Origin of the sequence: Streptomyces sp. NBC_00075 (genome assembly GCF_045041225.1) — a bacterium.
In the GTDB taxonomy this organism is placed as follows: domain Bacteria; phylum Actinomycetota; class Actinomycetes; order Streptomycetales; family Streptomycetaceae; genus Streptomyces; species Streptomyces adonidis.
In genome coordinates, this window is record NZ_CP108243.1 from 1,644,082 (window position 1) to 1,657,210 (window position 13,129).

11 protein-coding genes are annotated in these 13,129 nt (G+C 69.4%); 3 read left to right on the forward strand and 8 right to left on the reverse strand.

The window, feature by feature from the left end; all coding sequences use genetic code 11:
• Positions 1-49 precede the first annotated feature (49 nt).
• Complete coding sequence (locus tag OG787_RS07055) at positions 50-934, forward strand: LysR substrate-binding domain-containing protein (protein WP_369031253.1); 885 nt, start codon at positions 50-52, stop codon at positions 932-934.
• On the opposite strand, the gene OG787_RS07060 is transcribed toward OG787_RS07055, so the two are convergent.
• From OG787_RS07060 to OG787_RS07090, 7 genes are all read right to left on the reverse strand, one after another.
• The gene (locus tag OG787_RS07060; protein WP_405534594.1) at positions 906-1,799 is read right to left on the reverse strand and encodes a DUF6879 family protein; all 894 of its coding nucleotides are present in this window, start codon (positions 1,797-1,799) and stop codon (positions 906-908) included. The two genes, OG787_RS07055 and OG787_RS07060, sit on opposite strands and share 29 nt — an antisense overlap.
• A 10-nt stretch (positions 1,800-1,809) precedes the next feature.
• Positions 1,810-2,745, reverse strand: coding sequence for a hypothetical protein (locus OG787_RS07065; protein WP_369031255.1), 936 nt, complete (start codon positions 2,743-2,745; stop codon positions 1,810-1,812).
• Between the two features lie 18 nt (positions 2,746-2,763).
• Positions 2,764-3,723: an SCO2521 family protein gene (locus OG787_RS07070; RefSeq protein ID WP_405534595.1), complete on the reverse strand. Its 960-nt coding sequence runs from the start codon at positions 3,721-3,723 to the stop codon at positions 2,764-2,766.
• A gap of 1 nt (position 3,724) precedes the next feature.
• Positions 3,725-4,669 (reverse strand): SCO2522 family protein, encoded by a 945-nt coding sequence (locus OG787_RS07075; protein WP_369031376.1) that lies wholly within the window; start codon positions 4,667-4,669, stop codon positions 3,725-3,727.
• 92 nt (positions 4,670-4,761) lie between these two features.
• Positions 4,762-5,679 (reverse strand): SCO2523 family variant P-loop protein, encoded by a 918-nt coding sequence (locus tag OG787_RS07080; protein WP_369031257.1) that lies wholly within the window; start codon positions 5,677-5,679, stop codon positions 4,762-4,764.
• Positions 5,676-7,517, reverse strand: a complete 1,842-nt coding sequence (locus OG787_RS07085) for an SCO2524 family protein (RefSeq protein ID WP_369031258.1) — start codon at positions 7,515-7,517, stop codon at positions 5,676-5,678. The genes OG787_RS07080 and OG787_RS07085 overlap by 4 nt, the downstream gene beginning before the upstream one ends.
• A gap of 15 nt (positions 7,518-7,532) precedes the next feature.
• Entirely contained in the window at positions 7,533-8,354 is an 822-nt protein-coding gene (locus OG787_RS07090; RefSeq protein WP_369031259.1) for an SCO2525 family SAM-dependent methyltransferase, read from the reverse strand.
• 244 nt (positions 8,355-8,598) lie between these two features.
• Between OG787_RS07090 and OG787_RS07095 the strand changes: the two genes are divergently transcribed.
• The gene (locus OG787_RS07095) at positions 8,599-9,033 is read left to right on the forward strand and encodes a GNAT family N-acetyltransferase (RefSeq protein ID WP_369031260.1); all 435 of its coding nucleotides are present in this window, start codon (positions 8,599-8,601) and stop codon (positions 9,031-9,033) included.
• A gap of 355 nt (positions 9,034-9,388) precedes the next feature.
• Positions 9,389-11,215, forward strand: coding sequence for a long-chain fatty acid--CoA ligase (locus OG787_RS07100; protein ID WP_369031261.1), 1,827 nt, complete (start codon positions 9,389-9,391; stop codon positions 11,213-11,215).
• 13 nt (positions 11,216-11,228) lie between these two features.
• Here the strand turns inward: OG787_RS07100 and OG787_RS07105 are convergent, their stop codons facing one another.
• A complete protein-coding gene (locus OG787_RS07105) occupies positions 11,229-13,118 on the reverse strand; it encodes a discoidin domain-containing protein (protein ID WP_369031262.1) in 1,890 nt (629 codons plus the stop codon).
• Between the last annotated feature and the right edge of the window lie 11 nt (positions 13,119-13,129).

Below are 13,129 nucleotides of genomic sequence, written 5' to 3' on the forward strand. Positions count from 1 at the left end.
CCGCTCTGACTGTCATCACGTTTCGCGATGACGCGCTAGCGTGGAGGGTGTGTACGACCCCTCTCATCTGCGGACCTTTCTGACCGTGGCCCAGACGCTCAGCTTCACGCAGGCCGCCCGGCGGCTCGGGCTGCGCCAGTCGACGGTCAGCCAGCATGTGCGGCGCCTGGAGGACGCGACCGGACGGCAGCTGTTCACCCGGGACACGCACTCCGTGGAGCTGACCGAGGACGGTGAGGCGATGCTCGGTTTCGCCCGCCGCATCCTGGATGTGCACGAGCAGGCGACGGCGTTCTTCACGGGCACGCGGCTGCGCGGCCGGCTGCGGTTCGGGGCGTCGGAGGACTTCGTACTGACCCGGCTGCCGGAGATCCTGGAGGGCTTCCGGTACGACCATCCCGAGGTCGATCTGGAGCTGACCGTCGAGCTGTCGGGCACCCTGCACGAGCAACTGGCCGCCGGAAAGCTGGACCTCGTGCTGGCCAAGCGGCGCCCCGAGGATCCGCGCGGCGAGCCGGTGTGGCACGACGAGCTGGTGTGGATCGGCGCGGAACGGCTCCGGCTTGACCCCGACCGCCCGGTGCCGCTGATCGTGTACCCGCCGCCGGGTATCACCCGCGCCCTCGCCATGGAGGCCCTGGAGCAGCAGGGCCGGGCCTGGCGCGTCGCCTGCACCAGCGGCAGCCTCAACGGGCTGATCGCGGCGGCCCGGGCGGGCCTCGGTGTGATGGCCCACTCGCGCGGACTGATCCCGCCCGGCCTGGTCCGCGTACCCGACCGCTTCGGGCTGCCGGAGCTGGGACGCGTCGACTTCGTCCTGGTCCACGGCCGTCGTCGTACGTCGGCCCAGAGCGCGGCGGACGCGCTGGCGGCGGCGATCCTCACGAGCGGGAACCGGCTGGTGACTACTGGGCCGCCTCCCAGAACTCGGTGAAGCGTTCGCGCCGCTCGGCGACCCGGTCGGCGCGGAGGTTCAGCGTCGTCCTGGCGTTCCGTCCGTCCAGGTCGAGCCCCACCTCGTAGGTCAGCGAGTCGTCGAAGACGATGAAGTCGCTCGACGGTCCGCGGTTCGTGGTCGCGGGGAGGTCGCTCACGGCCAGCACCCGCACCTCGATGCCCAGGTTCTGGTGGCTCTCCCGCTGAAGCTCCAGGTCGGCGTCGACCTCGTCGGACGTGGCCACAAGGAAGATCCGGCGAATCCGCACCCCCCGCGTCTGGATGGCCTCACGCTGGGCCCACAGATAGCGGCGGCCGGTCGTCGTGGTCCAGAACCCGCGGTCCGCCGCGGGGCTGACCGCGTCGATGGACGAGACGGCACACTGGGTGAGCGTCACCAGCCACTCGTGGTCCTCGCCGTCGTGATCGACGATTCCCTGGTTCATGTCCTCCATCAGGGAGGCCAGTCTGTCCATCTCGGCGCGCGCGAACGTACGCATGAGATCGGGTCCGCCGGCCCCCACCTGCGTGGCGCCGCGCGCCAGCCTCGTCACCTCGTCGGTGCGCAGCGCCGACCCCTCGACCATCCCGAAAAGCCGCGTCGCCTCGTTGATACTGGCGAAACTGCCGCTCACCAGTTCCCGCATCTTCTCGTGGTAGTCGTGCAGATCCTGGTCGAGCGCCATGATGCGACGCTCCATGTCGACCACGTACTGAATGATCAGAACGGCCGAGGCGATGACGACGGCAAGGGTGGCCCGCCACGCCCCCGGCATGTCATAGAGATTGGTGACCACATAGGCCAGGCCTCCGGCCATCAGGGTGACCAGCAGTCTCGACAGAACCGCCAACCTGTTGCTCATCCTGTCTCCCCTAGTTCCCCTCGGCCCACAGGGCGTCGAACCGCTCGATCCTCTTGTCGACGTCCGTGGTGCGCAGGACGAGTTTCGTGCTGGCGATCATCGGGTTCACCGGTTCGTTCGTCTGTCCCCGGGCCGTACTGAAGTCAGGGCTCACTTCGTAGCTGATCGCCCCGTCGAAAACCACGAAGTTGTTCACCGGGAAGATCTTCAGTTCCTCGGGCAGCTCCGAGAACGCAGCGATCTTCACGTCGATATTGGCCCGCACCTGCCGGACCCTCAGGTTCTCGATCTCCCGAGTGATCTGCTCCGGTGTGTCCACGATGATCAGCCGCCTTATCGTCACCTGGCGCCGGTCGACCGCCTCGCGCTGGGCCTCCAGATAGCGGCGCCCCAGATCGGTGTTCCAGAAAGCGAGGTCCTCGTGCGTGCTCGCGGCGTCGATGGTGCTGTTCGCGCAGCGCGCCAGGGTGAGCAGCCATTCGCGGTCCTCCCCCTCGTAGTCGACGTATCTTCCGCCCAGGTCGCCCAGCAGTCCGGCGACCCTGCTGATCTCCGCGTCGGCGAAGGCCTGGAAGATGCGCGCGCGGGCGGGGTCCAGTGCGGCGACATTGCGCACGAGCCGTTCGACCTCCTCGGCGCGGCCGGTGTCCGTGTCGAGCCGGCCCAGGAAACCGGTGATTTCCCCGAATCGCGCGAACCCCTCCTTGACGCGTTCCTCGACGGCCTGCGCGTGATCGTCGAACTTCTGCTCAAGACGCCTTGTACCGCTCTCGAAATCCATCATGAACTGGACGATGAGCGCGGAACCCGCGACGAGTACGGAGAGCGTGATCTTGGCGACCTCGGAGGATTCGAAGAGATTGGTCAGTGCATAGCTGCCGCCTCCGAGAACACCGGTGATTCCGACTTTCAACAGCACCTTCGACGACGACCAGGGCTGCGCCATCAGTTCCCCCGCTCTTCCTCAACTTCCGGGTCCACCGAGAATGGCTCGCAGGGCCAGCTGATCCCTGATCCGCTGCGCGAGTGTCTGCCACTGCCGGGTGAAACCGGGCTCCCTCTCCAACGTTTCCCACAGCGCGGTCGTGGAATTCTCCGTGCGTGCCATCGGCATCCACAGGTGCAGCAGACCGACGGCCGGGCGCAGGGCCCGTACCGCCTCATGGCCGTCCGTGGAACCGAACCCGCCGCGCTCGACCAGGCGTGCCAGGGTGGTCAACAGCCAGTCGTGCAGGGCCAGATCCGCGCAGAAGGTCTCGGCCGCGGCCCAGTCCGTCCCCTCCGGCAGCCACAGCTTCACCGTGCGCAGGCCGTCCTCGGCGAGAGTGAAGCGCTCGATCGACGGGCGGGTGGCCCCCGTTGCCCGCAGGGCCGCCCAACGCAGGTGCGTGCGCCGGGACTTGACGGGTGGCCGGTGGTCGAGGAGCGGATGCCGCAGCACCTGTGCCAGCAGCCGCTCGGCGACCGCTCCGAGGGCCGGCCGGCCGGACTGCTCCCGGTCCTCCAGAAACCCCTCGGCGACGGACGACGGTTCGGGCAGCCGGCCGACGGGCCGCAGGACTCCGGGTTCCGCCAGATAGCGGCCCCAGGACCGGCGTTGGTCGTCTCCGGCGGCGGAGACGCAGAAGCGCGCGGAGGACTGGAGGACACGGCCCTCGGTGAGGGCGGCACGGGCGCCGACCGTGCCGACGGCACGGACCCTGGTGCCGGTGGCGGTCGGCAGCAGACAGTCCACCCCGGTGAGCACGTCCGGTGAGACGACGTACAGATTGGGGCGCGTCGAGTGCCGGACCCCGTCCGCCGCGCCCAGCCGCAGCAGTTCGCGTGCTTCCCCGACCGCGAGCGAACGGGAGTTCGCGAGCAGCGTGGTCCGTACTTCGCCGCAGGCCAGCACGGTGTCCGGCCGCTCCCCCGCGGCGGCCATCTCAGGGCTCCGGGTAGAAGACGTAGAAGGCTCTCTCGGCGATTCCCGCCGGCACCGGAACGCCCTCGCTCGCCGAGCGCCGGGCGACCTGGTCGAGCGCTTCCGGGTCCACGGCGACCTGGTCGAGGACGACGGAGACCGCGTGCTCGATCGCCAGGAAGCTCGACGGAAGCACGGACCAGGTGAGGTACGCGCAGAAGGGTGCCGCGGCGGGGTTGAGCCGGGTCAGCGGCGGCAGTTCCTTCCAGTCCCGTGGAAAGCCCTCGCCGTGCCGGTCCCGGGGGTGCGGTGCGGGGCCGCCGCGGTCGCGCAGCAGGCCGAGACGCGCCAGCTGCCAGACGGCGGCGAGAAAAGCGCAGGACCAGGTGCGCCGCCCCTCGTGCTCGTCCCACAGCTCCACGTCCGTGAAGATCGAGTGTCGTCGGGCCGCGTTCTCGGCGGGTGGCCGCCACACGGTCGCCGGGGCCATGGCCTCGCGCGGCCCCGTGCCTGGTCCGCGCCGGCCGTTGGCGAGCCAGCCTGTCTCCCGTACGGGCGGCCGGGAGCCGTCGCTGCCCGGCGGGGGCGACTCGATGAGCCGGTGTTCGACGAGTTCGGCGAGCGGTACGCCGTCGGCGACCGCGCAGGCCGATTCCCGGGCCAGGTAGTCGATGGTCACCCCGGTCCGCTCCGCCTCGGCCAGCACGACCGGAATCACCTCGGCCGGCGAGGAGAAGGGCGTGAAGTAGTCGTCTACCAAGAAGCAGGTGCTGATCCGGGGCCGCGCCGCCCCGACGCCGGCCAGCGCCCGTACCGCTTCGAGCAGGGGCTTCACCCGGGCGAAGTGCGCGCGCACCCGCTCGGGGCCGGCCTCGAAGTCCTCGCGGTACAAGTGGCCCAGTTCGAGGGAGACATGAGCGAGCGGCACGGATCGGATACGTGGCTGCGCGGTGCTCTCGCGGAACACGGAACCGGGGGACGGGGAGGGCGGAGAGCCGGCGCCCGGGGAGCCGGCGGGCGGGGTGTCCGTACGCGGGGCGTCGGCACGCGGTGAGTCCGTCACGGCTGCCCCCACGCATCGTCGTCGGACAGCTTGCCCGCGAGATCCTCCAGGGCCCGGTGGGTCTCCATGGTGACGATCCCGGAGCCCAGTACGTCCTCGTCGGTGATGAGCTGTTCGCGCCACTGGAGGACGGGCTCCAGCGGGATGCGGCCCAGCACCCTGCTGAACCCGACCTCGCACTGCGCGGCGAGTTCGTCGAGCAACTGGCCGCGCTCGCGCATCCACGCGGACTGGGCGGGCGTCACATGGGACCACTGCGGCGAGTCGAGGTCCGGCACCGCGGCCCGTACGAACCGTATGGCGCCGCGCAGTTCGTCCTCGGTGTGGCCGTGGGCCGTGCCTCCCGCGACGATGCCCCGGTCGCCGAAGGCCAGTCCGGCGGCGGCGATCACATGCTGCCGGGTCCAGCGGTGGTAGACGAGCCACCGGACCACGAGGCCGCTCAGTTCGCGCCGGGAGGTCGCTTCGAGTACCAGATCCATAGCGAAGCTGCGCCCCGCGCTCAGGTCGACCATGATCACGTCGAACTCGTTGTTCAGCCGCAGGAAGAGGTCGACGCAGCGGTGCGGGGCGTCCCGGTCGAGGCTGAACTCGCCGCCCCCGCGGTCACCGGGCAGCAGCACCAGACGGCCCGAACCCGTGGGCCTCGGCCGCAGTTCGGGGTGCTCGGTCCCGGCCCACACGTCGAGGCGGGCCGGTTCGCTGCTCCGGCCCTGGAAGTAGGAGTGCAGTCCGCCCTTCTCGATGCCGCGCAACGCGCTCGACACCTCGAAGACGGCCGCCGCGGTGGGCGATCCGAAGTCGAAGTCGAGATAGCAGACGTCGTCACCGGCCAGCGCCCTGCGGTAGGCGAGGTTCGCGGTGGTGACCGAGCGCCCGGTGCCTCCCTTGTCGGAGGCCGCGAACACGATCACGGCTCACGCGCCGCGGTGTGTCTGGCCAAGGCGAGCGTGTCGAGGTCGGTGAGGACGCCCAGGGTGAGGGCGGCGGCCGTGCCGGGCTGCTCGTCGGCGAGCTGCCGGGCGCGGCGCAGCCGGACCGTGATGCTCTTCAGCGCGAGACCGTGGGCGCCGTCGGCCCGTACCAGGGGTTCCTGTTGTTCGACGCCCAGGAGATGGGTCGCCTCACTGATCAGGTCCCGGGCGAACGCGGCCAGGTCCGCGCTGCGCAGGGGTGGCCGTGCGAAGAGCTGACGGGCCACGACCATGCCCTCGACGACGCGTTCGGTGAACCTCCAGGAGAGCCGTTCGGGCGTCCGCGCCCCGGGCAGGGCACCGCGGACGCCGTCCCACAGTCCGACGCCCTCGCCCTCCGGGACGCGTCGCAGCCACAGATGCCCCATGGTGTGCTCGGCCAGCCGCAGCAGCCGGTCCTGCGCGGTCAGGTTCCGTGCCAGGTCGGCCAGTTGCACGGTCCGCTTGAGGAGCTGCGCCGAGAAGTCGTTGACCGTCCACCGCATGGGCGGTCCGAGGAGTTCGCCGCCGGCCAGCGGCAGGCTGATGCCGGGTGTGTGCAGGCGCAGTGCCGTGTCGTCCTGGGTCAGCCGGCTGGTGACGCGGCCCCGTTCGGCGAGCCGTTCCATCACGCCGACGACCCGGGTCAGATCGTCGTCGGTGGCCCTTCTGCGGACCAGGTCATGGACGAGGATGGCCGCCACGGAGAGGGAGAAGTACTCCGATTCGAGCTGGTCGGCCGTCGTCCGCCAGGGGATGTCCTCCAGGGGCCACTTGTCCTGGCTGAACCGCGCGATGCCCGACCAGTACTGCTGGGTGACCTCCCAGCGCAGCCTCAACGCCTCGGCGAGCCGCTGCTGTTCGATGGTGAGCAGCCCCATGGTGAGGGTGCGATCGGAGAAGAGGTCCGCGATGCCGTCGAGCGCCACCACGGTGAAGTAGAGCGACGGGACCGGTTCGGCGCAGCCTTCGGGCTGCCGTCCGATCTCCTCCGCGGTCTCCACCTGCGGTGCGTCCCGGACGATGCCCCACGCCCAGCCGCACTCGAACAGCTGATGGTCCTCGGAGAGGCCCTCGCTGACGTCGACCCCGAGTACGAGGGCGTCCCGGAGGGTGGCGCGCAGGGATCTGAACCTGCGCTGGAACTCCCGTACGACGACCCGGTCGGCCGATTCGCCCTGCCGGATGAGGCGGCAGAACCGCCGGCCCTGCTCGGACTCCGCGTCGAAGGCACGCACGGTGAAGGAGCGCAGGAGGCTCACCATGGCGGCGGTGAGCCGGGCCTCGCAGGCCTCCTTCAGGTCCTCGGCGAGTTGCCATCGGGGACTGTGGGGCGGGATCACGGTGGTGTGGACCTTGAGGAAGCCGAGGGTCGCGAGGCAGAGCGAGACGGACATGGAGAACGAGTCCACGACTCCCAGCGCCCGCTGCTCGTCGGTCAGTTCCTGCCCGGGGTCCTGCGGCGCGAAGTAGCCGCCGCCGGAGAAACTCGGCCGCAGGTCCTCGGCCGTGTGCATGGTGACGAAGTCCTGGAGGATCTCGCAGAGGGCCGCCGGTATCTCCTGCCGGCCGCCGAGGCCCTTCAGGGCCGCCTCGACATCGGACTGCATCAGGTCGGGCTGGACCAGTTGGAACGTGGGGATCTCCGTGGCCGGATACATCAGGCAGAGCAGGCGTTCCGCGTCCTCGACGCTGCTGGGGGTGTCACGCTCGCCCCAGTTCCACTTCCCGTCGGCGACGGAGTGGCGCACGAGGCTCGACCAGATGTCCAGCAGCTGCTGCCGCGGGTTGATCTGCATCCGCTCCCCCTTCCGTCAACGGTCGTGGTGTCCGGCCAGTTCGGAATTGCGCCGGCCGCACGCGACGATCATTCCGGTGTAGCCCTCGCGCAGCGGGCGCTCCGCCGGGTAGACGACACTGACCTCGACCTTCTCGGCGTACTGGTCCAGGCTGTCGCGCACCTCCGTCTCGTCCACGGAACAGGCGGGAAAGAACTGGGAACCCACCGGATACCCCTTCGACTCCCGGACGAAGGCGGCGGCGAAGGGGGCGCCGGGTTCGAGCGCGCGCAGGAAGCAGGCGACGGCTTCCTTGAACTCGTCGTGGGAGGTGGACATCGACTCGGCGACGAAGAACATCGTGCCGACGTCCCAGGTGACGGGCGGCAGTTGGAACAGGTTTTCGCGCTGAATCCGGATGGCGGCACCGAGGCCGCCGCGCGGTTCCTCGATCGAGTGGTACGCCGTCCGCTCACGCAGGATGTCCCAGAAGTGGCCCCACATCCATTCGCCGCCGGAGGCGAGCAGGGCGGCCTTCTGCTCCTTCAGCCAGCCCACGTTGGACTCGGAGCGGTCGCACAACGTGATCTCCCGGCACCAGGGGAGTATGGCGAGTGCCGGGTAGAGGTTTCCTCCGGTACCGACGTCCAGGCCGCGTAACGCCGCCTGTCCGCCGTCCCGGCCGGCGCGGACCTGGGTGCTCTCGCGGAAGTGGGCGGCGAAATGATCACGGACGATCGCGAGGACCTCGGAGTCCTCAGGCGCCAGGTTCTGGTAGTTGTGCTCCACATACGCGGAGACGTCGAAGGAGTCCCACGGCACATCCCGGTTGAGAACCTCGACAATCGGCTCGCGCACTCCCTGCCCCCCTCGGCCCGATCGACCCATGATAGAAGCCAACGGCGCGCGCGGCCCCAGTACGGGCACAAGTCCCGGGACACGGAAGCGCAAGTCCGTCTCCGACAACTCGTCTCCCATATGTTCTCCCCGTGCTCCCGCTCTCCCACTTGCTCGAAGGAACGGCATGACTCCACTCCCCGGTGATCCACTTCCGATTCCCTTCGCGGGACGCGCTCTTGTCATCTCAGGCCGGCAGGTCAGGATGCGGAGTGCGACCGAGCAGGACCTGCCCGACCTGGAACGGCTCGACACGGAGATCTTCACGGACTTCGCCTATCCCTTCTTCGTGCTCCGGCAGTTGTTCGACGTGCACGGACCGGATCTGCTGGTCCTGGACGACGGCACCGAACTGCTCGGCTACGCGCTCGCCGGCACCAGCCCCGACAAGAAGCAGGGCTGGATCCTCGGACTCGGCGTCGACGCCCGGCTGCGCGGTCACGGCCTGGGGCGCCGGCTGATGGCGGCGGTGCTCGACCAGCTGCGGGCCGAGGGCGTGGTCGAGGCCAAGCTCACGGTGGACCCCGAGAACAGCGCGGCGATCGCGCTCTACGGCTCCTGCGGCTTCGAACAGATCGACGAGCGGAAGGACTACTTCGGCCCGGGTGAGCACCGTCTGATCATGACGCTGCATCTGTGACCGTCGTATGCCCCTGCCGGACCCGCGTCGTAGCGGCGCGGGTGTGACAGGAACGGCCTCCGAAACGCAGACAGAGAGAGCCGGGCCGTCACCCGAGAGGAATGCCGGAAGCTTAAAGACCGTCCCAAGAGGCCTGGTACGGGCGGTGATCGGCTCGGTCGGATTCGGTGGAGATTACGGGACCGGAACTTACTTCGACGTAAGAAATTCTGTCCGTCCCCTACCCATACAGACGTATTTTCCGCCCGGTGGCAGCGTCGAAGCTGAACACCGCTCGGTTTGGCACCCCCTCCCGCGACACAGGGCTGTGAGGTAGCTTTCACCGCGCCGAGCCGGAGCGTCACTAGGAGCGGGTTTGCGCGAATTCACCAACCCTCCGTTGGCGTTGGCGCCGCCCGTGGGCGGACTGGCCGACGTGGTCTACGAGCATGCCCAGGAGGACCCCCTCCGGGTCGCGCTCGGCCGCAAGGACGAGGCCGGTCAGTGGCGGGACGTGACCGCGGGCGAGTTCCGTGACGAGGTCCTCGCCCTCGCCAAGGGCCTGCTCGCCCAGGGCATCCGGTTCGGGGACCGCGTCGCGATCATGTCCCGTACGCGCTACGAGTGGACGCTCTTCGACTACGCGCTCTGGACGATCGGCGCCCAGGTGGTGCCCGTCTATCCGACGTCCTCCGCCGAGCAGGTCTTCTGGATGCTGTACGACGCCGAGGTGACGGCGGCGATGGTGGAGCACGAGGACCACGCGATGACCATCGCCACGGTCATCGACCGCCTCCCTCAGCTGCGTCAGTTGTGGCAGCTCGACGTGGGGGCCGTGCAGGAGCTGTACGAGGCCGGGGCGCACCTCGACGACGAGATGGTGCACCGGCAGCGGCTCGCGGTCACGCCCGATTCGACGGCGACGATCATCTACACCTCCGGCACCACGGGCCGCCCCAAGGGCTGTGTGATCACCCACGCCAACTTCATGTTCGAGGCGGACACGGTCATCGAGCGCTGGGAACCGGTGTTCCACTCCCGGAAGGGCGACGAGGCGGCGACGCTCCTCTTTCTCCCCCTCGCGCATGTCTTCGGCCGGATGGTGCAGGTGGCCGCGATCCGTGGCGGGGTGCGTTTCGGCCATCAGCCGCAGCTGAACGCGGCGGCCCTGCTGCCCGACCTCGCCGCTTTCAGACCCACCTTCTTCCTCGGGGTGCCGTACATCTTCGAGAAGGTCTTCAACGCGGCCCGCCGCAAGGCCGAGCGGGAGGGCAAGTCGGGCCCCTTCGAGAAGGCCGTCGAGGTCGCGGTGCGCTATGCGGAGGCCGTGGAGGAGAAGGCCTGGGACGTGGGCCCCGGCCCGTCGGCGGGCCTGCGGATGCAGCACCAGCTCTTCGAGAAGCTCGTGTACTCCAAGATCCGGGCCGCGATGGGCGGGCGCGTACGGCACGCCATGACGGGCGGTTCGGGCATGGACCGGCGGCTCGGGCTCTTCTTCGCGGGCGCGGGCGTCCACATCTACGAGGGTTACGGCCTCACGGAGACGACGGCCGCGGCCACCGCGAACCCGCCCGAGCGCACCCGGTACGGCACGGTCGGCCAGGCCATCCCGGGCATGACCGTGCACATCGCGGACGACGGCGAGATCTGGCTGCGCGGCGACAACGTCTTCCAGGGCTATCTGAACAACCAGAAGGCGACGGACGCGACCCTGCACGACGGCTGGCTCGCCACCGGCGACCTGGGCTCCCTCGACGACGACGGTTTCCTCACGATCACCGGCCGCAAGAAGGAGATCCTGGTGACCTCGGGCGGCAAGAGCGTCTCCCCCGGGGCCCTGGAGGAACGCGTCCGGGACCACCCGCTCGTCGCCCAGTGCATCCTGGTCGGCAACGACCGCCCGTACATCGCGGCCCTGGTCACCCTGGACCAGGAGGCGGTCGAGCACTGGCTCACGATGCGCGACAAGCCCCAGCTGACCCCGACGGAACTGGTGCGCGACCCGGACCTGGAGAAGGAGGTGCGGCGCGCCGTGGTCGCCGCGAACACCCTGGTCTCCAAGGCCGAGTCGATCCGCACCTTCCGCATCCTGGCCCAGCCGTTCACCGAGGAACACGGTCTGCTGACGCCGTCCCTGAAGCTGAAGCGCAAGGCGATCGAGAACGCGTACGCGAAGGAGGTCGAGGCCCTGTACCGGGCCTGACCCCCTTCCGTCCCTAGGTGATGTCCACCCCCGCCCGGTGGTTGTACGGCTTCCGGGCCGCCGGCGTCGCGTACGCCCTGCCGATCCACGCCTCGTCGATCCGCAGCCGCTGGTGGCGGGTGGTGTCGGTGGCGGCGGCCCACGTGGAGTCGATCTCCACGCGGACGTACCGGGCATCGGCCGCGGTGAGGTCGATGACCTGGATTCCACGGTGGCTTGGGAGCTGCCCGGCCTTGACCGCGCTCCCCCAGTCGGAGCCGTCGTCACTCAGATGGACCTGGTAGTCCTTGATCCGCGCCGACTGCTCGGTGGCGGAGCGGGCGTAGGCGACGGAGTCCTCGCGCTGGTTGAGCCCGATGTACCGCACCCGCTTCACCGAGCCGAGATCGAAGGTCAGGTCGACGGGCAGGGCCTTGTCGCTGTCCCAGTAGGTGAGGTGGTCGCCGTCGGCGGCGGCCGATCCGGCGTGACCGCTCGTCGAGGCGCTCGCGCTGGTCGTGACGCCGGTCAGGATGCCCTGACGGCCGGCCGTGGTGACCTTCAAGACGGTGTCGTACGGATCCCAGTCGCCGAGCCCGGTCAGGGTGAGCACGCCGCCGGACTGGGACCACGAAATGGCCGCTCCGGTACGGAGGTTGGTGACCGAGGCGATGCGGTAGCCGTTGTCTCGGATGCGCAGGGTGCTGGTGCTGGGCGGGGTCAGGACGTGGACGTACTGCCGGTCGGGGTTCGCCCTGCTGATCGTCGTGACGCCGTGCGCGCCGTCGTTCCAGAAGCCGGGCTTGAGGCCGCCGTACATGTAGCCGCCGCCCTCGGTGCCGCGCAGGGACTCCCTGATGGGGTCCAGGTAGGAGTCGGCGAAGTCGTTGAAGGCGGCCTGGTTCGCCGGGAACCTGCCGTTGACCTGGGCGGTCTCGGCCATCAGGGCCTTCACCGAGGAGCCCACGTTGGTGATCAGACGGCCCAGGGTGAGTTTTCTGTCGACGGCCGGGTCGGAGCCGTCGTACCACCATGCCCCGGTCGAGGGCAGCTTGAAGTCGGCCTCGGTCAGGCGGGGTTGGGCGGTGTAGACGGCCTGCGGATAGTCGTAGGCCGGGGTCATTCCTGTCTTCTGCTCGTTGCTGACCATGTCCATGATCGGCGTGTCTTCGTTGTTGTTGCTGAGCGTGTAGTGCGGGCGCTTCTCGTAGATCTGCCGGTAGAGGTCGTGGCTCTCCCAGTACGCGTTGTCGTTGTCGATCCAGAACCCGCCGAGGTCGGGGTAACGGTCCATGACCTCGAAGAAGTTGTCGTAGCTGTACTGCCCGAAGCCCTCACGGGTGGTCAGGTCGACGTCCGTGCCCTTGTGGGCGGAGTACGCGGCCGAGTCGAGCCACTCGTGACCGCCCTCGGCGTGCCACTGGGGGTCGTCGGTCATGTAGAGGATGACCTTCAGGCCCTTGGACTTGGCCGCGGTGATCAGCTCGCCGAGGAAGTCCCGCCGGGTGGAGCAGGATCCGGGGATGTCCGACGGCCAGGCGCGGGCGTAGCCGAGGCGGCTGTGGAAGCTGGCGAGGACGAGGTACTGGGTGTGCAGCTTCTGCGCCTCCCGCACCCAGTAGTCGGGCGTCCAGCCGCCGTTGGTGACGTCGTTCTCCCAGGCGGTGCAGTCGGTGTGGGCGGGCGCGGTGCGCAGACCCCAGTGCAGGAAGAGGCCGCCGACGGAGTTGCGCAGGAACTCCTGGCGGGGGTTGTCCAGTTCACGCGGGGCGGCGGCAACGGCCCTGTCCACGGCGGAGGTTGGGACCGGTTGTCGCGGGGCCGGGAGAGCGGTCGAGGGGTTGGTCAGGCCCAGGACGACGGTGAGGACGAGCAGGACCATCGTCGCCGCGCCACGGGTTCGGAGCGTGGGGGGTGGTGGCATGTGACGGCTCC

What these genes read in the sequence shown, in the direction of transcription:
- OG787_RS07060 (WP_405534594.1), bottom strand. Translation starts at nt 1,799, where the DNA reads ATGAGCAACAGGTTGGCGGTTCTGTCGAGACTGCTGGTCACCCTGATG.
- OG787_RS07085 (WP_369031258.1), bottom strand. Translation starts at nt 7,517, where the DNA reads ATGCAGATCAACCCGCGGCAGCAGCTGCTGGACATCTGGTCGAGCCTC.
- OG787_RS07070 (WP_405534595.1), bottom strand. Translation starts at nt 3,723, where the DNA reads ATGGCCGCCGCGGGGGAGCGGCCGGACACCGTGCTGGCCTGCGGCGAA.
- OG787_RS07065 (WP_369031255.1), bottom strand. Translation starts at nt 2,745, where the DNA reads ATGGCGCAGCCCTGGTCGTCGTCGAAGGTGCTGTTGAAAGTCGGAATC.
- OG787_RS07105 (WP_369031262.1), bottom strand. Translation starts at nt 13,118, where the DNA reads ATGCCACCACCCCCCACGCTCCGAACCCGTGGCGCGGCGACGATGGTC.
- OG787_RS07095 (WP_369031260.1), top strand. Translation starts at nt 8,599, where the DNA reads ATGCGGAGTGCGACCGAGCAGGACCTGCCCGACCTGGAACGGCTCGAC.